This is a genomic window from Saccharopolyspora antimicrobica (assembly GCF_003635025.1).
Taxonomy (GTDB): Bacteria; Actinomycetota; Actinomycetes; order Mycobacteriales; family Pseudonocardiaceae; genus Saccharopolyspora; species Saccharopolyspora antimicrobica.
Window position 1 is genome coordinate 7,202,974 of record NZ_RBXX01000002.1, and the last position, 20,461, is coordinate 7,223,434.

Here is a 20,461-nt window from a genome sequence, read left to right on the forward strand (position 1 = left end):
ACCGCGGTCGGTGGTCAATGAGCTTCGGGTCGCCCTTGGCACAGGTTCCTCAGCCGACGAGGTTGAAACCGCCCGGCAGGAACTCAAAGTCCGCCTCACCGCGCAACGCTTGATCACTGATCACCTACGCCTCGATCACGACGAAGAAGGAAACCCCACCAGCTCCAAATACTGGGAGAACATCGACCTCGATCTGACCGGCGCCACCCTCGTCAACTGGAACATGGAGGACTGCCACACCCGAATGTGCCGCTTCAGTGGGGCGTCGTTTCAGGGCGAAGCCGGGTTCATCGGGACGAAGTTCCATGGCGAAGTTCGAGAAGGTAGTCGCGTTCGACAGGGCGAAGTTTCAGGACAATGCCTGGTTCAGCGAGGCGGAGTTCGAGAGTATAGTCACGCTGGAGGGGACAAAGTTCGAGGGCGTCAAGTTCGTCGGGGCGAAGTTTCAGGACGAATCCTGGTTCGACGGGGCGGAGTTCCAGTGCGAAGCTTTCTTCGATCGAGCGGAGTTCCAGCGCCAAGTTTCTTTCGGGGGAGCGGAGTTCCAAGGCAGCGCCTGGTTCGACGATACGAAGTTCCAGCACAGAGCCACTTTCGGTGGGGCGAAATTCCACGAGAGAACCTAGTTCGGTGGGTCGAAGTTCCGGGGCGAGGCCTCCTTCGGCGAGGTGGAGTTCCAGGGCGACACTTTGTTCGTCGCGGTGGAGTTCCAGAGCAAATCCTTGTTCAGCGGGTCGGGATTCCAGAGCAAGTCTTTGTTCCGCGAGGCGGAGTTTCAGGGCGAAGCCGTGTTCATTGGGGTAGAGTTTCAGGGCGAATCCTGGTTCGACGGGGCGGAATTTCAGAGCGTGGCTTTGTTTAATGGAGCGGAGTTCCATGCAAGAGCCAAATTCCACAACGTATCATTCCAGGATATTGCCGCTTTCGGGAATGTGGAGATTCGCCACCCTGATAAGTGTGTCCCCCCTGATGGTTGGCGTCTCAGCTTCCCGAATATATCGCCCACCTCTCGTTTCTATGGGTGGGCTGTACTGGTTGAGAGCGAGCCAGTAAGCAGCACCGGCTGTCCCGCTCCCGACGCAGACGCGGCGGAGGAGTCGCCCCCTCAGCTGAGATGAGCAGGTTACGAGCGCCTACATACTATTCCGGGCCACTGCGGACGCCACAACAGATCCCACACCTAGGTGGCGAGCTTGTTGACCAGGCGGTGGAGCGGTGTGGCGAGCTCGGGGTGGTCGCCCATGCTGGTGCGGCGCAGCAGGCGGGCGGCGACGTAGAGCAGGGCGGTGGTGCCGGCCGGGGTGTCGAGCACGTTGGCGAAGGCGCCCCACACCGTCGTGGCGGTGCGGGGTGCAAGCAGGCTGTAGCAGTACAGCGACGCCGCATCAGACCCGGCCGGGCCGCGGCCCCACAGCTCCCAGTCGAGCATGCCGAGTTCGGGTTGTAGCAGGTTCGCCCAGTGCAGATCACCGTGCACGGTTTCCCACTCGGGCACCTCGATCGACAGCCCGAGCGCGTCGCGGACGGCCTTGCGGATCGCGGGTTCGTCCTTGCGGATCCGCGTCGTCGGGGTCGCCCGGAGCACGTCGAGGCTGCGCCGCAGCTCGCCCCACCACTGCGCGGGCAGGTCGACCTCGGCCCGCAGCGCGTCGGTGTCCGAGCAGCGGCGACCGGGCACGTAGGTCATGAGCTCGGCGCGCTGCCGCCGCACCCCGGGGATCTCCCACTCCACGACGTTGAGCACGCGGGGTTTGCGGATCCCCGTGATCGCGTTCGCGTCGGCGTTGCCCGTCCACCAATCGCCCTCGGCCCACTGGACTTGCTCGGAGACCACCCGCAGCCACCGGTGCCCCTCCGGGCTGGTGACCGGGGCGCTGATCGACCGCAGCCGCCACCCAAACACCGGCTCACCGTCGACCTGCACCCCGAAGTGCTCGGCGGCGCGCGCCAGGTTGCTGCGCATCCATTCGGCGAACTGGCGGTCGGCCTCGGCGACCTCAGCAGCGGTGGGTTCCATCAGTCGATGATGTGCCGCAGGTAGCTGTCCGGGTTGGCCAGGTAGCGGCGCCAGTGGTCGACGAGTTCGAGTTCGTCCCACTTGATCCGCCGAAACCCGTGCTCGCCCACCTCGATGATGTCCGCACCGGGTGTGGCGGCCAGGATCGGCGAGTGCGTCGCGCACACCACCTGCGCCCCGGTCTTGCCCAGCTCGTGCATCAGCCCGACCAGCCGCAGGCACGAGGTGAACGACAGCGCCGCCTCGGGCTCGTCCATCACGTAGAAACCGGGCTTGGCGAACATCGACCGGAACACCGCCAGGAACCCCTCGCCGTGCGACATCTCCGCGGTGTTCTCGTCCCAGTAGCCCGGCACCCCGCCGAGGTTCTCGGTCATCTGAAACGCCGTCTCGGCCCGCAGGAAGAACCCCTGCTTGCGGGTGCGGGGGCCGCCGAGCATCCGGGCCCCGGCCGCGGTGGTCTCCAGCGTCAGCACCTCACCGAGCGGGGTCTTGGTCGGGTTCGGGCGGCCCCGCAACGCGGCGAGGCGACCTCCGTAGGAATCGAGCTTGAACCCCTCGGCGATCGCCTCGACCAGCGTGGACTTGCCCGAGCCGTTGTCGCCGACGAAGAACGTCACCGGAGCCTCGAACCGCAGCCCCTCGTCGACGAGCTCGGCCACGCACGGCACGGTGAACGGCCACCGGCCACGCTCGGCGCGGCCGGGCCGGTTCGCCTCCCTGACGTAGGCGCGTCGGACGAACAACACGGCTCCCTAGGCGTCGTAGTTCGGCATGCACCCGCCGTTGGGGCCGCATGGCCCGGTGCCTTGTGGCCAGCACGACGGGTTGCAGGCCGGTCCGCAGTTCGGCCCGCACTGAGGGTCGCACGCCGACCACGGACGGGCGGCGAAGGCCGTGCGCAGTTTCTCACCGACCTCGCCCGCTCGTGGCCCGGCGAGGATGTCGGCGAGCGCCTGGTCGCGCACGTTGCCCACCGGCATCCACCGGGAGAACACGCACGGCCACACCTGCCCGGTCGGGGAGATCGCGATCTTGCCATCGCCGCAGTGCCCGCACAGCTGATCCAGCCCGGCCGCGCCGGTGCGCACTCCGCGGCCGACCTGCCTCAGCCGGTCGTTGCCGATCTCGGTCACCCCGAGCTCGCGCAGCTCGGCCACCGCCTGGCCGCTGCGCTGCCCCTCCCACAGGTTCACCACCCCGGCCCGTAGCGGGATCGAGCGGCGCAGCGCCTCGACGATGTTGGCCTTGGTTCGCTCGTAGGTCCGCCGGCGGGTGATCGCGGCGTGCTCGCCGGGGTCGGTGGAGTAGTACGACGTCGCCAGCCGCACGCCGGGCTGGGCGAGCACGTCCCACAGCACCGGGTGGATGCTGACCATGTTGGTGAACACCTCGACCTCGACGCCCCGGCCGAGCGCGTGGTTGATCAGCACCGGTAACGCCGGGTGCCGGGTCGGCTCGCCACCGATGAACTGCACCATCCTGACGCCGAGCGCGGCGGACTGGTCGATGGCCCGCTGCCAGTCGTGCACCTGCATCACGCCGTGGTCGCCGGATGGCCCGGACTCGGCGTAGCAGTGAGTGCATTCCAGCTGACATTTACCCGTGATTTCCAGCCACACGAAGGATATTCCGTTGTCCACAGTGAACCTCCGAACTCGCTCTTGCCTGTCCAACTCGGTTGCTCCCCGCGCCCCGGTGCCGTCCAGGGGTCCGGCACAGGGGGAACCTGCTGAAGCCCACCCGCCACACGGCGGTTGGGGGCCTGGAGAGGATGGAGTCGGGCCGTGTCGGGGGGCTTGCGTAGCCCGACCCATGTGCCCGGCTCCCGCTGGAGGTCGGTGCGCTCGCGCACGTGGTGTCGGTGGGAACGCCGGTCGGGGGAAGGACAGGCGGCATCCCCACCGGGATCAACTCGCGAGCCCACCCAGTGCGGCCAGCAGGCGGCGCAACATGCCCGGGTGCTTCTGCATCGCGTCAGGGTCGTTGACCGGTAACCCGGACTCGATCACAGGAAGCTGCCGGGTCGCCTCCGCGGCGACTTCGGCGGCTCGCGCCTCGGCGAGCGCGCCGGCCAGGTCGCCGCGCAGCACGACCGGCTCGCGTAACCGGTGCCGACCACCGCCGCGGGATTCCGCATCCAGTCACGCCGCCAGGTAGGCGACCGTCAACGCGCCCTCGCCACCCCCGGCGTGGCAGGCCGGGGCGAAGTAGAACGTCGCCCACAACGCCAACCCGCCAGCGGCGAGCAGCCCGGAGGCGTTCAGCGCGGCGATCAACGGTCCGTCCTCGCCGACTCGATGACCACCTCGTCAGTCTCGACCGCTGCGCTCACACGCAGCTGCTCCGCGAGCTTGTCCATCGACCTGGCCAAGTTCTCCAGCTCCGGGGGCGTCCAGCGGCCCGCCTCGATGTCCCGGACCGAGTACCCGAGCGCCAGGATCGCCCCGGGGATCGTCGCCCCGAGCTCCGCGAACTTCCGCCGGTCCTGTGGCGGGGTCATCGCGCACCTGCCATCGGCGGCATCCCCGCACGCCGCCGCGCCGCCACATCGCACACCGGGCAGGTTCCCCACAGCCACGCCGTGTCGCTGGCCTCGGCGGCGAGCTCCTGCCCGCACAGCGTCGTGACCTCGGTGCCGTCCGGGTAGATCGACGCGCCCGGCGGGTGCGGATCAGCGCTCGCGTGCCGCTGACCATCAGCCGGCACCCAGTGGAACGGGTGCGGCTGGAACACGGAACTCGCCATGACTCGTGTCCTCCAGGGCCAAGAGATCTCTCGCTGACGAGGCAACTTTCACGCTCTGCCGTGAGCGTGGAAACGACGAGACGGTGTGCGATATGCATTCGGCGCATATCCGCACGTGACAGGCAGTTTCCGCCCATATACTGATCGTGAGATTGGACTGATGGGGTGACAATGGGCGCCACCAGGGGAAAACGTGCATGCCGCCAGTGCAGTGCTCATCTCAGCGGGGATAACCGCGAAACGCACTGCCGTCCATGCCAACGGCGTGTCGTAGCAAGCGGGACGAGTCCTGAGAAGAAGGCTGCGGAGTTCTGGCGGCGTCCCGCTTTGGCCGAAGCGCTCGACACTCGCCACTTCGGCCTGGTCCTGTACGCCTACCGCTACGAACACCGGCCAGTGATCACCCAAGCCGAGCTGGGCCGCTGGCTCGACCTGGCACAGGCCCAGGTGAGCAGGCTCGAACGCGGCACGAAAGGCCCGAGCGACCTCGACAAACTCGCCGCGTGGGCGTTGATTCTCGACATCCCCGAAGCGGCACTGTGGTTCAGGCTCCCAGCACAGGAAGCATCGAAGCCGACGAGAACGTCGCGCATCGACTTCGGCTGGTTCGGCGGCCCCAGGCGGTCACCTGGCGAGAGCACCGAAAGGCGCGAGCCGCTCAGCGTCTCCTCGATCAGGGAGACCACATCCACGTTCCGCAGCCTCGACAACCGGTTCGGTGGAGGGCACGCCCGGGGCATGGTCGGCAGCTACCTGGCCGATGAGGTTGCCCCCGCCATGCACGAACATCGGCCCGGCCGACTCCAGATGGAATTCGTCTCTGCCGTCGCCGAGCTCAACCAGCTCGCCGGGTGGATGGCTTATGACGTCGGCGATACGCTCTCGGGCCGACGCCACCTGCAGCAGGCCTTGCAGCTGTGCCAACGGGTCGGTGACCGAGCGCTGTCCGCTGAAATGCTCGCGGGCATGAGCCATCAGGCCGCGCACGCCCGCAACGGATCCGTCTCGGTAGGGCTGGCACGAGCAGCCCGCGACACCGCGGCCGGCACCGGCGTCGCCGCGCTCGAGTCCGAGGCCGCGGTCATGGAGGCTCACGGCCTGGCGCTGGTCCGCGACAAGCGCGGAAGCATCGCGGCGCTCCAGGACGCCGAGGAAGCCTTCAGCCGGGCCGACCAACTCGAACACCCCGCGTGGCTCGCCTACTACGACGCCGCATACCTCGCCGCCAAGATGGCCCACTGCCTGCGCGAACTCGGCGACCTCCGCACCGCCGAGCGCTTCGCCCGCCGATCACTCGAAATGAGCGCCGGATACGACCGCGGAAAGCTGTTCAACACCGCGCTCCTCGCCTCCATCCTCGCTGACCTGCGTGAGCTCGAAGAGGCCTGCGCCGTCGGCCGCGACGCCTTGCACCTCGGCCGCAAGTTGCAGTCCGCGCGCACCCAGATCTACTTGCAGGACTTCGCTGAGCGGCTTCGCCGGTATCGAGCCGTGCCGGTCGTGGCCGAGCTGGGTGAAGAGCTGGCGGCGATGGGCGTCAGCTTCGACGCTGCGCCAACAGCTTGAACAAGGCGACCTGCGCCGCCGCGCCCGGGATCTGCCCCTGCTCGATGCGTTCTGGGATCTCCGCGAGCGGCACCCACTCGACGCGGGCGGTCTCGTTGATGTCGGCAGGCTTGCCGGTGTCCTCTGCGCCCTCGGCCAGGAACAGCAGGTTCTCGAAGTCGGCGGTACCGGTGAGGGGTTGGAACGTGCCGAACGGCCGCACGACCAGCGGCCTCCAGCCGGTCTCTTCTTCGACCTCGCGGGCTGCCGTGAGCGCGGGATCCTCGTTCGGGTCGACATAGCCGCCGGGGAGCTCCCACACCCACCGGTCGAGGATGAATCGGTGACGCCAGATCATCAGCACGTGATCGGAGTCGATGACCACGGTCATGGCGGCCTTGGGCATGCGCAGCACGTACTGCTCGAACGTGACTCCGTCCGGCAGTTCGACGGACGCGATGCTCAGCTTGAGCCGTCGGGTGTCGTCGATCAGTCGTTCGCCGTGGATGGTCCAAGTCGCCAGCTCAGGCGCGTCCGTCTCATTCGCCACGGTGCGAGACGCTACCGGAACGCCGCGGACGCCTTCCACAACGGCAGATGCCCGGCCGGGTTCACCGGGCCGGGCATCTGCACTCGTCCGACTGCGTGCGTTCGGGATCGGGTTCGTCGTGGGGCGCGTCCGTCATTGCTGGGAGAGTTCGTCGACCAGGCGGTGAAGCGGGCTGGCGAGTTCGAGTTGCAGCAGGTGCGCCCAGTGCAGATCACCGTGCACGCGCAGGCTCAATTCATCGTTTTCTGGTCACCCCCGCCCGATGACCGCGAATCGCTCCGCGGAGGTATTCAGCCGGGTGGAGCGTCGGGGTTGCACCCGGCATTAGGGGAACCCCGTCGCGCTCCTGCCGTCAAGGTGCCGCGCAGATGCCGATGTCCTGGCCCCCTCCGGTGAGCTTTTCGACCGGGATCGTGAGTACACAAGGGCCGGCTGAGGGTTCTGCAGTGCTGCCGCTCTGAGCGCTGCCGTCCTGACTGGTGCCGCCCTCAGCGTTGGCGATGCCGTGAATGCCTGCGAGTGCCAGGGCCGCGAACCCGACGGCTGCCGCGGACCGGGCGATGGTTGGGCGCATTGGATCCTCCTACACCGGTGTTCTTCTGCGTGATCACCTTTGCCGCTCCTCCTCCGCGTCGCCTCCCGGCTCCCACCGTTGTGCGTCACGCGAATTCACCTCATGCGGATGCCACTTCGCCCGGAACCTACTGTGCCGCAACAGCATCCAGCGAGATCGGGCCGCCAAGTCGGGTGGTCAGGGCTTCGGGGAGTCGATGCCCGGGTGCGGCGTTTTCCAGCGGCCTCGGGTGAAGTCCGGGAAGTCGACCGGTGCGCTGCCGTCCTTGATGGACTGGGCGCTGAGCGCGAACGGGGCGCTCCAGGTGGCCGAGTCGTAGACGTCGATGTCCGGGGACAGGCCCAGGCGCATGGTCTGCGCGAGGCGGTAGAGCATCAGGTAATCCATTCCGCCGTGACCGCCCGGTCCGGGGCCGACGTCCTTCCACAGCCAGTGGTCGTGCTCGGCGTAGTCGTCCCAGTTGCCCCACTCGTGCGGGGTGCCGGTCGGCTCCAGGTAGATGCGCGGCGGGTAGTCCTCGAACACGCCTTTGGTGCCCTGCAGCTGGTTCAGCCTGCTGTACGGGCGTCCGTTGGAGACGTCGTGCACGAGGTGGATGACGCGGCCCTGCTCGGTCTGGATCAGGCTCATCGTCGCGTCGCCCTTGACGTATTTCTCCTGCCAGGCCGGGTCCTCCGGCGGCAGGTGCTCCTGGCGGTAGGCCGCCAAGCCGAGCGCCGGCGTGCTCATCGAGGTGATCCGCACCAGCCGGTCACCGCGGTTGACGTCCAGGTAGGCGGCGACCGGACCGAGGCCGTGGGTCGGGTACAGATCTCCGTCGAGCTTGGTGTGCCAGGCTCGACGCCACTGCCCCGCGTAGTAGGTCTTGGAGAACAGCAGCTCGCGCAGGTCGTGCAGGTAAGCGCCGGCACCGTAGAGCAGGTCGCCGAACATCCCGTCGTGAGCCATGCGCAGCACGCGCAACTCGTTCTGGCCGTAACAGCAGTTTTCGAGCTGAACGCAGTGGCGTCGGGTCTGCTCGGAGACGTCGACGAGTTCCCACAGCTCGTCCACGGTGACGCCCATCGGGCATTCCACGCCGACGTGCTTGCCGTTGCGCATGGCCGCCACGGCCATCGGTGCGTGCCACTCCCACGGCGTGGCGATGTAGACGACGTCCACGTCGTCCCTGGCCAGCAGGTTTTCGAAGTCGTGCTCGCCCGCGCTGTACTTGGCCGGTTCCGGCCGCCCCTCGTCGACCACGGCGCGTGCCGCGCGCTCGACCGCTTCAGCGCTGGTGTCGCACACGGCGGTGATCGCGACGCCGTCCAGTTCCAGGAACAGCGGCAGCATGCTCGCACCGCGGTTGCCGACGCCGATGATGCCCACGCGGACCGTCTCGTGCGCTTCGAACGGCACGCCCATCATCGTTTCGCCCTTGGCCGCGGGCCACGCGTTCTGCGCCGCTGCCGCACCGGGAGCCAACCCGGCGAGACCTAGGCCAGCCCCCGCCGCCGCGCCGGTGCGCAGCAGGGACCGCCGGGAAAGAGCACTGCGAGGAAGCTCGACCATCAGTCCTCCTGCGTGAAACTGCGTGTATTCACGTCAATTCACGCACAATCGCACACCGATCGGCGGCCCGATACCGGCACGCGGCGGCTTCGCGGCTGATCCGTTCGGCGGCAGCCGCCACGACGCGACGCCTGCGCGGGCCGCGCGCGCCGCCGTAGTAGGTTGCCTGCGGACTTCGCGGAGGGGACGGGCAATGAACCGGCACGAACGACTGAGCAAACTGCTGGACATCGTCGGACAGCGCGAACGCGCCGACGTCGACGAACTGGCAGCCGAGCTCGACGTCTCCGCCGCCACCATCCGCCGCGATCTCGACCACCTGGCCGAGCAGCAGCTGCTGGCCCGCACCCGCGGCGGCGCGGTGGCCACCAGCATCGCCTACGACCTGCCGCTGCGGCACAAAGCCGCCCGGCACGCACCGGAGAAGCAGCGGATCAGCGCGGCGGCCTCGCGCCTGGTGGAGCCCGGCATGGTGATCGGGCTCAACGGCGGCACGACGACCACCGAGGTCGCGCGCAGCCTGGCCACCCGACCGGACCTCGGCGAGCACGGGGACCCGGGCATCACGGTGGTCACCAACGCGCTCAACATCGCCAACGAGCTGGTCGTGCGCCCGCACGTCAAGATCGTGGTCACCGGCGGCGTGGCGCGCCAGCAGTCCTTCGAGCTCACCGGCCCGCTGGCCACGCACATCCTGCGGGAGATCAGCCTGGACCTGCTGTTCCTCGGCGTCGACGCGATCGACCCGGAGCACGGCGCCTACGCGCACCACGAGGGCGAGGCCAGCATCAACCGGTTGATGGCCTCCCGCGCGGCGCGGGTGGTCGTGGTCGCCGACAGCTCCAAGCTGAACCGCCGGGCGTTCGCCCAGATCTGCGCCACCGACTCCATCGACACGCTGATCACCAACACCGGCGTGGACGCCGAGGTGCGCGAAGCCTTCGAGGCCGCGGGCACGACCGTGCTGACTGCTTGATTCTGATCGAATGGAGCATTGCTCGGACAAATTCGAGCACCTTAAGCTCGCGCTGTTTCATCCGCCGATGACCTTCGGAGGAACGCGCGATGACATCCGCCCCGCCCGGCGCCGCTGACGCATCGCGAATCCCGCGGTCGCACAGCCCGGCCGCCGAGTCGCACGGCACCGACCCGGATCGGCCGCACGACCGCGGCCGGGCCGTCGCGCGTCCTCCAAAACGGTTCTCCCGCACCACTTCTCGCGGAGCAGCACAGACCGCACCAAGGAGGATGTCATGTCCGGAGCCTCCCCAGCGCTGGGCGCCACCTCGCCCATGGCGCGCCGGATCGCCATAGCCGCGGCGACGATCGGCGTGATCTACGGCTACGACATCGGCAACATCTCCGGTGCGCTGCTGTTCATCACCGAGGAGATGGACCTCTCGCCCGCGCTGCAGGGCAGCGTGACCACCGTGCTGGTCGCGGGCAACATCGTCGGCGCGCTGCTCGCGGGCAAGCTGGCCACCGCCATCGGGCGGAAGGCGACCATGCTGCTCGTGGTGGCCGGGTACGCGGTGTTCGCCGTCTGGTCCGGGCTGGCCTCCGACATCCTGTGGCTGGACGTCTCGCGGTTCTTCCTCGGCATCAGCATCGGGTTATCGCTGGTCGTGACGCCGATCTTCCTGGCGGAGTCGGCACCGGCGGCGATCCGCGGAGCACTGGTCGTCGGCTACCAGGTCGCCACCGTGACCGGCATCCTCATCGCCTACCTCGTCGACTGGAGCCTGGCCGATTCCGGGAACTGGCGGCTGATGCTCGCGCTGTCCGCCGTGCCGTCGGTGCTGGTGATGTTCCTGCTGGTGAAACTCCCCGACACCGCGCGCTGGTACGTCCTCAAAGGACGCCACGAGGAGGCGCGCCGCACCTTGCAGCTGGTCGATCCCGGCGCCGACACCGACCGGGAGCTGGCCGAGATCCGCGCGGACATCGAGAGCCGGCGCGGCGGGCAGCTGACCGAGATGTTCCGCAAGCCCTACGCGACGGCCACCACGTTCGTGCTGGTCCTCGGCTTCCTGGTGCAGATCACCGGGATCAACGCGATCACCTACTACAGCCCGATGATCTTCAAGGAGATGGGTTTCCAGGGCAACGCCACGGTGATCGGGCTGCCCGCGATCGTGCAGGGCGCGGCGCTGCTGGCCACCATCGGCTCGCTGTTCGTGGTGGACCGGGTGGGCCGCAGGCCGATCCTGCTGGGCGGCATCGCCACGATGGCCGTCTCCAGCCTGGCGATGATCCTGGTGTTCGCCACCGGCTCGCTGGACGGCGGCGGCTCGTGGTGGGGCTTCGCGGCGATCCTGGTGTTCACCGCCGGGTTCAACTTCGGCTTCGGCTCGCTGGTGTGGGTGTTCGCCTCGGAGAGCTTCCCGGCGCGGCTGCGCGCGCTGGGCGCCTCGCTGATGCTGACCGCCGACCTGGTGGCGAACCTGATCGTGGCGCAGTTCTTCCTGCCGATCATGGACGGCCTGGGCGGGGCCACCACGTTCGCCATCTTCTTGGCGCTGGCGGCGATCTCCTGGGTGTTCGTGCTCCGGTTCGCCCCGGAGACCAAGGGCCGCTCGCTGGAGAGCATCCGCACCTACTGGGAGAACGGCGCCCGCTGGCCCTCCGGCAGCTGATCGAGCGGTCGCCCCGCGGTGGGGCGACCGCTGCGAGTTCTCAGGCGGTGGCCCCGCCGTCGATCACCAGCTCGTGCCCGATGACGTGGGCCGAGTCGTCGGACGCCAGCCACAGCACGGCGGCGGCGACCTCGGCCGGCGTGCTGACGCGGCCGGACGGCACCGACGCCGCGAACCGCGCATCGCGCGCCGCGCGGTCCTCCCCCGGGAGGTAGGACATCGAGGTGTCGGTGCCCCCTGGGCTGACGACGTTGATGCGCACCCCGTCGGCGATGTGCTCGCGCGCCGCAGCGCGGCTCAACACGCTGACCCCGGCCTTGCTCGCCGCGTACGCGCCGACCCCCGGCAGCCGCTGCTGCGTTCCGATGTTGGAGCCGATGTTGACCACGGCACCGCCGCCGTGCTCGCGCATGTGCGCGATCTCGTGCTTCATCGACAGGAACACCCCGGTCAGGTTCACCGCCAGCACCTGCGACCAGGTTTCGACCGCCACGTCGGCCAACGGGGCTGCCTCACCGAGGATCCCGGCGGCGTTGCACGCCACGTGCAGGCCACCGTGGCGCTCGACCACCGTGGCGACCATCCGCGCCGCCGACTCCGGATCGGACACGTCGGCCACCACGTGGTCGGCCCGGCCACCGGCGTCGGTGATCTCCCGCACCACCTCGGTCAGCGCGTCGGCGTTGCGCCCGCTGACCACCACCAGCGCCCCTTCCCGGGCGAACGCCGCGGCGGTGACGCGAGCGATGCCGCCCGCTCCTCCGGTGACCAACACGATCTTGCCGTCGAACCGGGCGACCATCACAACTCCTGAATCTAGACCGATCGATCTCATATCGAGGCGAACTCGCCCCATGTCAGGGCAAGACGTTAATCCATTCGAGATCGATCAGTCAATAAACGACCTTCAGCCCAGCAGGACGCGCATCTGCGCCGCGGCGTCGCGGATGCGGTCGGCGTCCGCGGGCGCCCGCCCCATCACCTGGATGCCCTGGAAGAACACCAGCAGCATCCGGGCGAGAGCGCGGGGCTCCCGGTCCGCCGGGAGATCACCTTCGGCGCGAGCGCGCGCCAGCGCCGAGGTCAGCGACGCCTCCAGGAACGACCAGCTCGACTCCACCAGCCGGTGCACCTCCGCGTCCCGGGACGACGACTCCACCGCCGCGTTCACGACCATGCAGCCGACCCGCTCGGCGTCCGCGGCGGCCTTCTCCGCGTACCGGTCGATGAGCCGGTGCACACCGGCCAGCGCAGTCCCCGCGGAGAGCACTTCGACGACGGATTCGTCGGTGATCCGCAGGTAGCGCTCCAGCGCCTTGAGGTAGAGCCGGCGCTTGTCGCCGAAGGTGGCGTAGATGCTGGCCCGCGCGACACCCAGGTGCGCCACCAGCTCCGCGGTCGAGGTGGCCTCGTAGCCGCGTTCCCAGAACAGCTCCAGAGCGCGCTGCAGCGCCACCTCCGGATCGAACTCCTTGGTCCTGGCCATCCCCGGACCGTACCGCTTTCCAGACCGGCCGATCAAATATCCGCCGGGCCGCCGACTTGCACCGCCGAACGGGAAGGGGACGCTGGGGCCCGGGAACGCACCGGCCGACGACCGGTGCCGGCAGCGGAAGGAGTGATCGACGATGACCGGAGAGCTCAACGGGCGCCGAGTGGCCATCCTCGCCGCCGACGGGGTCGAACAGGCCGAGCTGGAGCAGCCGCGCGCCGCGCTGGAAGACGCCGGAGCGCGCGTGGAACTGCTCTCCACGCACGACGGCGAGATCCAGGCCATGAACCACGACATCGAGAAGGGCGACCGGTTCACCGTCGACCGCAAGGTCGCGGGCACCACCGTCGACGACTACGACGCGCTGGTGCTGCCGGGCGGCACGATCAACCCGGACCAGCTGCGCCGCGATGCGGAGGCGGTGGCGTTCGTGCGGGACTTCGTCGACTCGGGCAAACCGGTCGGCGCGATCTGCCACGGCCCGTGGACGCTGGTGGAGGCCGACGTGGTGCGCGGCCGCCGGCTGACCTCGTTCACCAGCATCCGCACGGACATCCGCAACGCGGGCGGCGACGTGCTCGACGAGGAGGTGGTCGTCGACCGGAACCTGGTGACCAGCAGGCAACCGGGGGACCTGCCCGCGTTCAACGCGAAGCTGGTGGAGTCGATCGCGCACACCTGATCCCGTTCGCGTTCCCGGCACCGGTCAGAATCGGGCGGTCCGCAGCCGGGTCGGGAGGAGAGCGCGTGTCCGGGGAACGAGGCGTGGTAGCCGCGCTGGAGCGGCACCAGGTCGTGATCTACCTCGCCGCGATGGTGCTCGGCGGCCTGCTCGGCTGGGCGGCACCCGGTGCGGGCAGCGGGCTCGAACCGGTGATCAACCCCGTCCTCGGTGCCCTGCTGTACGTGACTTTCCTGCAGGTCCCGGCGGCGGATCTGGTGCGATCGCTGCGCGCCGGGCGATTCCTCACCGCGGTGCTGGTGGTGAACTTCGTCGTGGTGCCCTTGGTCGTCGCGGCGCTGTTCGCCTTCCTGCCCGGTGACCGGGCCGTGCAGCTGGGCGTGCTGCTGGTGCTGCTCACCCCGTGCGTGGACTACGTGATCGTCTTCTCCGGGCTGGCCGGTGGCAGCGGTCAGCGGCTGCTGGCCGCCACTCCCCTGCTGCTGATCGCCCAGATGCTCCTGCTGCCGGTGTTCCTGCTGGTGTTCCTGGGGCCGGGACTGGTGGACGTGGTGGCGGTCGGGCCGTTCCTCGAAGCGTTCCTGGTGCTGATCGTCATCCCGCTCGCACTGGCCTGGGCCACGCAGGCGTGGGCGGCGCGGCGCCCGGCCGGGCAGAAGGTCGCAAGCATCGCGGGCGCGGCGATGGTGCCGCTGATGGCGTTGACGCTGATGACCGTGGTCGCCTCGCAGGTACCGGCGCTCGACGGCCGGTTCGGGGACGTGCTGCGGGTCGTGCCGCACTACGTCGCGTTCCTGGTGGTGATGCCCTTCGCCGGGATGGCGGTGGCCCGGCTGCTGCGACTGGACACTTCGGACGGCCGCGCGGTCGTGTTCACCGGGGCGACGCGGAATTCGCTGGTCGTGCTGCCGCTGGCGCTGGCCCTGCCGGATCACCTGGCCGTCGCCGCCGTCGTCGTGGTCACCCAGACGCTGGTCGAGGTGATCGGCATGGTGATCTACGTGCGAGCGGTTCCGCGTCTGCTGCCCGCACGCTGACCGCTGCGCGCGGCCCGCAGCGGACGCATCCTGGTGGCAGCACGTCCGAACCGACAAGGCCGCCCATGTCGCACCGCACCTGTTCGCGCCGGGAGTTCCTCGCCATCGCCGCCGCGCTCCCGCTGCTCACCGCGTGCGAGCCGCCACCACCGCTGCCCGACTGGATGCTCACGCCCGACGACGCGGCCGATCCCGGCCTGCGGCGCGACGCGCTGGTCATCGGGGAACTGCTGGTCCGCCACCGGGAGATCCGGCGCGAGGTCGAGCACTTCTCGACCGGGATCCGCGCGACCACCACGAGCGCGGCACCCGACCTCGCAGAGCAGATCCGCGTGCACGCGGAGCAGATGCAGTCCCGCCTGTGGCGCGGTGCGCCGATCCGGCAGGAGGATCCGCTGTTCGCCGCCGTCTTCGCGCACCACCGGCAGGTGCTGCTGCAGGTGGAACGGCTCGCCGACGGGGTGCGCGTGACCGAGACTTCCAAGGACCCGGTAGCGGTGATGTTGCTGCGGCAGCACGCGGTTCACGCCGTGTCGGAGTTCGTCGCGGGCGGCGTCGACCGCGCTCGAAGATCGACTCCGCTGCCGCCTGGCTATCCTGGCTGAGACGACCCCGGCGGATTCGACCTGTTTCAGGAACCTCCGCGGAAGGTGCACCGCAGTGCCCCCGCCACCGCCGCCCTGGTGTCGTCATCGTCCCTCCACGAGGGTTTCGAGTCGAAACGGATGGCAGGTCAACACGTGTTCGAACACCGATCGGCAGCAATGGTGCAGGCCGGGCGGACAGCGGCGGAAGCAGGCACTCCGGATGCCGGAGGCGTACCCGACTTCAGCGCGGAGCTCTACCGCGACGTCGTGGACTTCGCGAGCAGCACTCCGGGATGGGTGCAGTCATTCGCCGCTTTCTTCACCGAGGCAGCACTGGTGCTGCTCTTCGGCTTCTTGCTGCTCGCCTGCTGGCGGGCACGGCGGATGCCCGCGCGATCGCTGGCGATCGCGCTGCTGAGCGTGCTGGGCGTGGGGGTCGCCTACTCGTTGAGCGAACTGATCAAGTTACTCATCGAGCAGGACCGGCCCTGCCGGGCGATGCGGGTGACGACCATCGCCGAGTGCCCGCCGCTGGGTGACTGGTCCTTCCCCAGCAACCACTCGGTGATCGCCGGGGCGACCGCGTTCGGCGTGTTCGCCGCGTGGCGGAAGCTCGGCGTCACGGCGCTGATCCTCGGTGCGGCCACGGCGTTCTCCCGGGTCTTCCTCGGAGTCCACTACCCGCACGACGTGCTGGTCGGCTTCCTCTTCGGCGTGGTCATGACGGCATTGCTGGTGCGCCTGCTCTCGCAGACGGCGACCCAGCTGGTCCTCAAGCTGCCCTCGCACCGGCCACACGACATCGACGAGCAGCCGACGGTGCAGCTCCCGCGCATCTGAAAGCGCCGTGCGAGAAGGGCGGGCCGGACCTCCGGCCCGCCCTTCTTCCGTGAGTGCTTTGGGGTGCCATAGCGCCCCGAAACGCGCACGGGTCCTGACCGGCGGGAGCGCAACGATGACGATCTCGCGCTAGGCACCGGTCGCGCTCCTGCCGCGCCGCGCGTCCTGCGATCGGTTTCGGCCGGACCTACACTCCGTGGAGCGGTGGGACTTTCGGTTCGGTGGTGCTCGGCGGGCGTAGACCTACTCGTTTCCTGGAGCGACGATGGCTGAGCAGACCAAAAGCCGTCACGGCTATCGAGAAGGACTCGGCGGCGAGATGCTCGCCGAGTTCCTGGGCACCTTCGTGCTGATCCTGCTGGGCTGCGCCTCGGTGGCGGTCGCGGTGGCCGGGCTGCCCGGTTCCGGACGCCAGACCGACGCGTTCGGCGCCGCCAACTGGCTGATCGTCGCCTTCGGCTGGGGCTTCGCGGTGGTGTTCGGCGTCTACGTCGCGGGCGGGGTGAGCGGCGCGCACATCAACCCGGCGGTGACGCTGGCCTTCGCGGTGCGGCGGGCCTTCCCGTGGCGGAAGGTCGTGCCCTACGTCGTCGCGCAGGTGATCGGCGCGTTCCTCGCGGCGGCCCTGGTGTTCGCCACCTACAGCTGGGCGATCAACGCGTTCAACGCCGAGGCCGGGCTGCCCAGGGACCAGTCGCTGGACACCTTCGCGATCTTCGCCACGTTCCCCGCCGAGTACTTCGGCGGATCGTGGTGGGGCCCGCTGCTCGACCAGGTCGTGGGCACCGCGGTGCTGGTGCTGCTCATCTTCGCGCTCATCGACGCGCGCAACACCGCACCGGCGGCCAACCTGGGCCCGTTCCTGATCGGCATGGTGGTCACCGTCATCGGCCTGACCTTCGGGCCCAACGCCGGCTACGCGATCAACCCGGCCCGCGACTTCGGTCCCCGGCTGTGGACCTACCTCAGCGGCTGGGGCGACATCGCACTGCCCGGCAGCTACCAGTGGTTCAGCTGGTACTTCTGGATCCCCATCGTCGGCCCGCTGGTCGGCGGGGTGATCGGCGCGGTGGTCTACGACCTGTTCATCGGCCACGTGGTCGCGGCCCGGACCGCCCCGGAACCGGGCCGCACGACCGACCGCCCGCCCGCTGAGTGATCGGCACCGGTTTGCCGCGGGCGCGCCGGGGTACCCGCGCGAGTGCGTCGAAGTCACTTCGCCGAGGAGGACACCATGACCAGCTTGCAGCCCAGGTCGGGCATGGGGTTGGCAGACATCTTCCGGATGTTCGAGGGCGAATGGCCCTTCGCCGAGCACCACGCGATGCGCGCGGAGACGTTCACCGAGGGCGACGAGTTCGTGATCCGCTGCGAACTGCCCGGGATGAACCCCGACGAGGACATCCACATCAACGTCGAGGGCAACCAGCTGAAGATCAACGCCGAGCGCAGGCACGAGGAGCGCGCCGACCGGCACAGCGAGTTCTACTACGGCAACTACAGCCGCACGATGCTGCTCCCGATGAGCTGCAACACCGACGAGATCAAGGCCGAGTACGAAGCGGGCATCCTCACCATCCGCATGCCCCGCCGGGAAACCCAGATCAGCAAGGAGATCCCGGTGGCCCGTAAGGGCAAGTGACCACCACCCGGAGCCCGCGAGGTCGCCCGAGATCACGCGGGCTCCGGACGGTGGCCGCTACAGCAACCCGTCGCAGGCATGCGTCGAGGTCCGCTTCGCCGTTGATTCGGTGCAGGTCCCCAATTCCAACGATCCTGGCACCGGCGCGGTTCCCACTGCACTGGCGCGGATGGTTGGCGCCGACGTCCAGTCCGGGGGCTCTCCCACGTTGTCGTTCACGCCTGGCGAGTGGGAGTCGTTCGTCGCCGGGGTTCGTGACGGGGAGTTCGAGTTACCCCGATCTTCCGCACCCGCTGCCTGAGTGCTCGGGGTCGTGAGTGCGTAACAGTGTTCGAGCGCTGTTACGCACTCACGACCGCCTAGAGCAGGGCGTTTCGCTGGGTTTCGAAGAACTCCGCGAGGGTTGTCGGTGGGCGGCCTGCGATTCGCCGCACCGCGTGAGTGGTGGTGTCCAGCCAGCCTTCTGCCGCGCAGCGCCAGAACTGCGCTGCTGCCTCGGCCATCTCCCGCTGCACTCCCCGGGCTTCGAAGGCGGCCGCCGCTTCGGATGCTGTCTGCGGTTCGAAGCGGACCGGTCGGCCGGTGGCTTCGGTGAGGGCTCGCGCGATTCCGTCCACGTCCACCGCTTCTGGGCCGGTGATCTCCAGGAACTGGCCCTCGTGGCCGCCTTCGGCGAGGATCGCCGCCGCAACCGCGGCGCAGTCGGACCTGGTCACGTAGGTGGCGCGTGCACCGACCGGGCCGGGCAGCGCTCCTGTCTCCACCGCTTCGCGGAGGGGGGGCGAGCATGTGCAGCATGTCCGGGTAGATGTTGTTGCGCAGCACGGTGAAGGGCACCTCGGCGGCGGTGAGCACGTGCTCCGTCTCGCGGTGTTCCGGGACCAGGGCAAGCGGGTTTCCCGGTTCGCCGGCCCTGGTCAGGGACGTGTAGAGCACGTGCCCGGCACCGGCGCGGACCGCGGCGTCGATCGCGTTGGTGTGCTGCCGCACCCGGCGGCCCATCGCGCCCAGCCTCGTCAGCGCGGACATCCCGCTGCCGGTGGCGCTGGCCGACCACCGGAGCTGCCCGGCCACCTCGGTGCTGCGGCGGATCGGCGACCGGTGGAGCGTGATCCTGCTGATGCTGCTGGGCAGGCGCGACTACCGGTTCAACGAGCTGCTGCGGTCCGTGGAGGGCATCAGCCAGCGGATGCTCACGCTCACCCTGAGGTCGTTGGAGCGCGATGGGCTCGTGGTGCGGACGGTGCGCCCCACCGTGCCGCCGGGCGTGGAGTACTCGCTGTCCGCGCTCGGGCGCGGGCTGCTGGTGCCGCTTTCCGCAGTGGCCGACTGGGCTGACCAGCACGCTCTCGAGATCGACGTCGCCAGGGACCGCCACGAGGGCGGGAGGGGGTGATCAGCCAAACCGATTAGTTGCGGGTCACGGGCTTGCGATTGTGACGTGTTGAGGGTGTCCTTTCCGGGCTTCGGGCCTTACGCTGTGGACGTCTCGGACGCTCCGGGCCGGCGCTCCGGCACGCACTGCGCGGCAGCGTTCGAACGTCGATCAGGACAGGAGTTGCAACTTGAGCGAGCCGTCGTACTACGCCCCCGAGGGTGGCCTGCCGTCGCAGATGACGCTGCTGACCGACCGCGCCGTCGTGAAGGAGGCCTACACCGTCATCCCGCGCGGTGTCCTCCGCGACATCGTCACCAGCAACCTGCCGGGGTGGGACAACACCCGCTCGTGGATCCTCGCCCGGCCCATCGCCGGGTTCGCCACGACCTTCGCGCAGTACATCGTCGAGGTCGGGCCGGGCGGCGGCAGCACGAAGCCGGAGCCGGAGAGCGGCGTGGAGTCGGTGCTGTTCCTGCTCACCGGCAACCTCGACGTGACCATCGAGGGCGAGAAGCACGAGCTCACCCCGGGCGGTTACGCCTACCTGCCCGCGGGCGCGAGCTGGTCGGTGGCCAACTCCTCCGACGCGGTGGCGACCTTCCAGTGGGTGCGCAAGGCCTACGAGGCCGTCGAGGGCATCCCGGCGCCGAAGGCGTTCGCGGTGCAGGAGCAGGACATCGAGCCGACGCCGATGCCCGACACCGACGGCGCCTGGGCGACCACGCGGTTCGTCGACCCGAACGACCTCTCGCACGACATGCACGTCAACATCGTGACGTTCGAGCCGGGCGCGGCGATCCCGTTCGCCGAGACGCACGTGATGGAGCACGGCCTCTACGTCCTGGAGGGCAAGGCCGTCTACCGGCTCAACGACGACTGGGTCGAGGTCGAGGCCGGTGACTTCATGTGGCTGCGCGCCTTCTGCCCGCAGGCCTGCTACGCCGGTGGCCCCGGCAAGTTCCGCTACCTGCTGTACAAGGACGTCAACCGCCAGATCAAGCTGACCTGATCCGCCGACTCCGGCCCGGCGCACCCGCCGGGCCGGGGTCAGCCACGGCAGACCCGCCGGGTAGTGCGCCAGTATCGGAGCACGCTCCGGAAACCGGCGGACGGGGCGAAAACCGGCGGCTATGCTCTTCACGATCATCGCGCTTGCTTCCTCCCGGGGCGCACGGCGCCCTT

General features: G+C 69.1%; 26 protein-coding genes. 13 read left to right on the forward strand and 13 right to left on the reverse strand.

Annotated features, from left to right (window positions below; genetic code table 11):
• The first annotated feature begins 305 nt into the window (after window positions 1-305).
• A complete protein-coding gene (locus ATL45_RS34100; protein WP_093146847.1) occupies window positions 306-626 on the forward strand; it encodes a pentapeptide repeat-containing protein in 321 nt (106 codons plus the stop codon).
• Window positions 627-668: 42 nt separating this feature from the next.
• On the forward strand, window positions 669-1,118 hold the full coding sequence (locus ATL45_RS38595) for a pentapeptide repeat-containing protein (RefSeq protein ID WP_143121550.1): 450 nt from the start codon (window positions 669-671) through the stop codon (window positions 1,116-1,118).
• Window positions 1,119-1,180: 62 nt separating this feature from the next.
• On the opposite strand, the gene ATL45_RS34105 is transcribed toward ATL45_RS38595, so the two are convergent.
• The 7 genes from ATL45_RS34105 to ATL45_RS34130 form a co-directional block, all read right to left on the reverse strand.
• Window positions 1,181-2,017: a phosphotransferase family protein gene (locus ATL45_RS34105; RefSeq protein ID WP_211841363.1), complete on the reverse strand. Its 837-nt coding sequence runs from the start codon at window positions 2,015-2,017 to the stop codon at window positions 1,181-1,183.
• The gene (locus ATL45_RS34110; RefSeq protein ID WP_246025708.1) at window positions 2,017-2,766 is read right to left on the reverse strand and encodes an AAA family ATPase; all 750 of its coding nucleotides are present in this window, start codon (window positions 2,764-2,766) and stop codon (window positions 2,017-2,019) included. The genes ATL45_RS34105 and ATL45_RS34110 overlap by 1 nt, the downstream gene beginning before the upstream one ends.
• A 6-nt stretch (window positions 2,767-2,772) precedes the next feature.
• Window positions 2,773-3,660 carry a radical SAM/SPASM domain-containing protein gene (locus ATL45_RS34115; RefSeq protein ID WP_246025709.1) on the reverse strand — a complete coding sequence of 296 codons (888 nt, stop codon included), beginning with the start codon at window positions 3,658-3,660 and terminating at the stop codon, window positions 2,773-2,775.
• 267 nt (window positions 3,661-3,927) lie between these two features.
• Complete coding sequence (locus ATL45_RS39845) at window positions 3,928-4,110, reverse strand: hypothetical protein (protein ID WP_246025710.1); 183 nt, start codon at window positions 4,108-4,110, stop codon at window positions 3,928-3,930.
• A gap of 51 nt (window positions 4,111-4,161) precedes the next feature.
• On the reverse strand, window positions 4,162-4,296 hold the full coding sequence (locus ATL45_RS40100) for a hypothetical protein (protein ID WP_256258256.1): 135 nt from the start codon (window positions 4,294-4,296) through the stop codon (window positions 4,162-4,164).
• Complete coding sequence (locus ATL45_RS34125) at window positions 4,293-4,520, reverse strand: hypothetical protein (protein ID WP_093146849.1); 228 nt, start codon at window positions 4,518-4,520, stop codon at window positions 4,293-4,295. The genes ATL45_RS40100 and ATL45_RS34125 overlap by 4 nt, the downstream gene beginning before the upstream one ends.
• Complete coding sequence (locus tag ATL45_RS34130; protein ID WP_093146850.1) at window positions 4,517-4,765, reverse strand: HC3 family zinc finger protein; 249 nt, start codon at window positions 4,763-4,765, stop codon at window positions 4,517-4,519. The genes ATL45_RS34125 and ATL45_RS34130 overlap by 4 nt, the downstream gene beginning before the upstream one ends.
• A 327-nt stretch (window positions 4,766-5,092) precedes the next feature.
• Between ATL45_RS34130 and ATL45_RS34135 the strand changes: the two genes are divergently transcribed.
• Entirely contained in the window at window positions 5,093-6,331 is a 1,239-nt protein-coding gene (locus ATL45_RS34135) for a helix-turn-helix domain-containing protein (RefSeq protein WP_093146851.1), read from the forward strand.
• Here ATL45_RS34135 and ATL45_RS34140 read toward each other — a convergent pair.
• The 3 genes from ATL45_RS34140 to ATL45_RS34145 form a co-directional block, all read right to left on the reverse strand.
• Window positions 6,303-6,860: an NUDIX hydrolase gene (locus ATL45_RS34140; RefSeq protein ID WP_093146852.1), complete on the reverse strand. Its 558-nt coding sequence runs from the start codon at window positions 6,858-6,860 to the stop codon at window positions 6,303-6,305. The two genes, ATL45_RS34135 and ATL45_RS34140, sit on opposite strands and share 29 nt — an antisense overlap.
• A 352-nt stretch (window positions 6,861-7,212) precedes the next feature.
• Window positions 7,213-7,434, reverse strand: coding sequence for a hypothetical protein (locus ATL45_RS38600; protein ID WP_143121551.1), 222 nt, complete (start codon window positions 7,432-7,434; stop codon window positions 7,213-7,215).
• 177 nt (window positions 7,435-7,611) lie between these two features.
• Complete coding sequence (locus tag ATL45_RS34145; RefSeq protein ID WP_093146853.1) at window positions 7,612-8,985, reverse strand: Gfo/Idh/MocA family protein; 1,374 nt, start codon at window positions 8,983-8,985, stop codon at window positions 7,612-7,614.
• A gap of 193 nt (window positions 8,986-9,178) precedes the next feature.
• Between ATL45_RS34145 and ATL45_RS34150 the strand changes: the two genes are divergently transcribed.
• Together ATL45_RS34150 and ATL45_RS34155 are read left to right on the forward strand one after the other, a co-directional pair.
• A complete protein-coding gene (locus tag ATL45_RS34150) occupies window positions 9,179-9,961 on the forward strand; it encodes a DeoR/GlpR family DNA-binding transcription regulator (protein ID WP_093146854.1) in 783 nt (260 codons plus the stop codon).
• A gap of 277 nt (window positions 9,962-10,238) precedes the next feature.
• On the forward strand, window positions 10,239-11,621 hold the full coding sequence (locus ATL45_RS34155; RefSeq protein ID WP_093146855.1) for a sugar porter family MFS transporter: 1,383 nt from the start codon (window positions 10,239-10,241) through the stop codon (window positions 11,619-11,621).
• A 40-nt stretch (window positions 11,622-11,661) separates the two neighbouring features.
• Here the strand turns inward: ATL45_RS34155 and ATL45_RS34160 are convergent, their stop codons facing one another.
• The gene (locus ATL45_RS34160) at window positions 11,662-12,423 is read right to left on the reverse strand and encodes an SDR family NAD(P)-dependent oxidoreductase (protein WP_093146856.1); all 762 of its coding nucleotides are present in this window, start codon (window positions 12,421-12,423) and stop codon (window positions 11,662-11,664) included.
• Between the two features lie 105 nt (window positions 12,424-12,528).
• Window positions 12,529-13,107: a TetR/AcrR family transcriptional regulator gene (locus tag ATL45_RS34165; protein WP_093146857.1), complete on the reverse strand. Its 579-nt coding sequence runs from the start codon at window positions 13,105-13,107 to the stop codon at window positions 12,529-12,531.
• Window positions 13,108-13,249: 142 nt separating this feature from the next.
• On the opposite strand from ATL45_RS34165, the gene ATL45_RS34170 reads away from it, so the two are divergent.
• The 6 genes from ATL45_RS34170 to ATL45_RS34195 all read left to right on the forward strand — a co-directional run bounded on the left by ATL45_RS34170 (window position 13,250) and on the right by ATL45_RS34195 (window position 17,901).
• Window positions 13,250-13,795: a type 1 glutamine amidotransferase domain-containing protein gene (locus tag ATL45_RS34170; protein ID WP_093146858.1), complete on the forward strand. Its 546-nt coding sequence runs from the start codon at window positions 13,250-13,252 to the stop codon at window positions 13,793-13,795.
• 131 nt (window positions 13,796-13,926) lie between these two features.
• A complete protein-coding gene (locus ATL45_RS34175; protein WP_093147678.1) occupies window positions 13,927-14,832 on the forward strand; it encodes a bile acid:sodium symporter in 906 nt (301 codons plus the stop codon).
• Between the two features lie 65 nt (window positions 14,833-14,897).
• Window positions 14,898-15,437, forward strand: a complete 540-nt coding sequence (locus ATL45_RS34180; protein WP_093146859.1) for a hypothetical protein — start codon at window positions 14,898-14,900, stop codon at window positions 15,435-15,437.
• 135 nt (window positions 15,438-15,572) lie between these two features.
• Complete coding sequence (locus tag ATL45_RS34185) at window positions 15,573-16,259, forward strand: phosphatase PAP2 family protein (protein ID WP_170210423.1); 687 nt, start codon at window positions 15,573-15,575, stop codon at window positions 16,257-16,259.
• A gap of 265 nt (window positions 16,260-16,524) precedes the next feature.
• Window positions 16,525-17,418, forward strand: a complete 894-nt coding sequence (locus ATL45_RS34190) for an MIP/aquaporin family protein (RefSeq protein ID WP_093146861.1) — start codon at window positions 16,525-16,527, stop codon at window positions 17,416-17,418.
• A gap of 75 nt (window positions 17,419-17,493) precedes the next feature.
• The gene (locus tag ATL45_RS34195) at window positions 17,494-17,901 is read left to right on the forward strand and encodes an Hsp20/alpha crystallin family protein (protein WP_246025712.1); all 408 of its coding nucleotides are present in this window, start codon (window positions 17,494-17,496) and stop codon (window positions 17,899-17,901) included.
• 359 nt (window positions 17,902-18,260) lie between these two features.
• Here ATL45_RS34195 and ATL45_RS34205 read toward each other — a convergent pair whose 3' ends face one another.
• Window positions 18,261-18,665, reverse strand: coding sequence for a Rossmann-fold NAD(P)-binding domain-containing protein (locus ATL45_RS34205; protein WP_093146863.1), 405 nt, complete (start codon window positions 18,663-18,665; stop codon window positions 18,261-18,263).
• A 212-nt stretch (window positions 18,666-18,877) separates the two neighbouring features.
• Here ATL45_RS34205 and ATL45_RS34210 point away from each other — a divergent pair, with 212 nt between their 5' ends.
• Together ATL45_RS34210 and ATL45_RS34215 are read left to right on the forward strand one after the other, a co-directional pair.
• Window positions 18,878-19,297 carry a winged helix-turn-helix transcriptional regulator gene (locus ATL45_RS34210; RefSeq protein ID WP_246025713.1) on the forward strand — a complete coding sequence of 140 codons (420 nt, stop codon included), beginning with the start codon at window positions 18,878-18,880 and terminating at the stop codon, window positions 19,295-19,297.
• Window positions 19,298-19,466: 169 nt separating this feature from the next.
• Window positions 19,467-20,288, forward strand: a complete 822-nt coding sequence (locus ATL45_RS34215) for a bifunctional allantoicase/(S)-ureidoglycine aminohydrolase (protein ID WP_093146864.1) — start codon at window positions 19,467-19,469, stop codon at window positions 20,286-20,288.
• Window positions 20,289-20,461: the final 173 nt, after the last annotated feature.

Coding starts and splice junctions, on each gene's coding strand:
- ATL45_RS34165 (WP_093146857.1), bottom strand. CDS start 13,107: ATGGCCAGGACCAAGGAGTTCGATCCGGAGGTGGCGCTGCAGCGCGCT.
- ATL45_RS34155 (WP_093146855.1), top strand. CDS start 10,239: ATGTCCGGAGCCTCCCCAGCGCTGGGCGCCACCTCGCCCATGGCGCGC.
- ATL45_RS38600 (WP_143121551.1), bottom strand. CDS start 7,434: ATGCGCCCAACCATCGCCCGGTCCGCGGCAGCCGTCGGGTTCGCGGCC.
- ATL45_RS34160 (WP_093146856.1), bottom strand. CDS start 12,423: ATGGTCGCCCGGTTCGACGGCAAGATCGTGTTGGTCACCGGAGGAGCG.
- ATL45_RS34100 (WP_093146847.1), top strand. CDS start 306: ATGGCGAAGTTCGAGAAGGTAGTCGCGTTCGACAGGGCGAAGTTTCAG.
- ATL45_RS34170 (WP_093146858.1), top strand. CDS start 13,250: ATGACCGGAGAGCTCAACGGGCGCCGAGTGGCCATCCTCGCCGCCGAC.
- ATL45_RS34130 (WP_093146850.1), bottom strand. CDS start 4,765: ATGGCGAGTTCCGTGTTCCAGCCGCACCCGTTCCACTGGGTGCCGGCT.
- ATL45_RS34150 (WP_093146854.1), top strand. CDS start 9,179: ATGAACCGGCACGAACGACTGAGCAAACTGCTGGACATCGTCGGACAG.
- ATL45_RS34190 (WP_093146861.1), top strand. CDS start 16,525: ATGGCTGAGCAGACCAAAAGCCGTCACGGCTATCGAGAAGGACTCGGC.
- ATL45_RS34180 (WP_093146859.1), top strand. CDS start 14,898: ATGTCGCACCGCACCTGTTCGCGCCGGGAGTTCCTCGCCATCGCCGCC.
- ATL45_RS34105 (WP_211841363.1), bottom strand. CDS start 2,017: ATGGAACCCACCGCTGCTGAGGTCGCCGAGGCCGACCGCCAGTTCGCC.
- ATL45_RS34175 (WP_093147678.1), top strand. CDS start 13,927: ATGGTGCTCGGCGGCCTGCTCGGCTGGGCGGCACCCGGTGCGGGCAGC.
- ATL45_RS34145 (WP_093146853.1), bottom strand. CDS start 8,985: ATGGTCGAGCTTCCTCGCAGTGCTCTTTCCCGGCGGTCCCTGCTGCGC.
- ATL45_RS34195 (WP_246025712.1), top strand. CDS start 17,494: ATGACCAGCTTGCAGCCCAGGTCGGGCATGGGGTTGGCAGACATCTTC.
- ATL45_RS34125 (WP_093146849.1), bottom strand. CDS start 4,520: ATGACCCCGCCACAGGACCGGCGGAAGTTCGCGGAGCTCGGGGCGACG.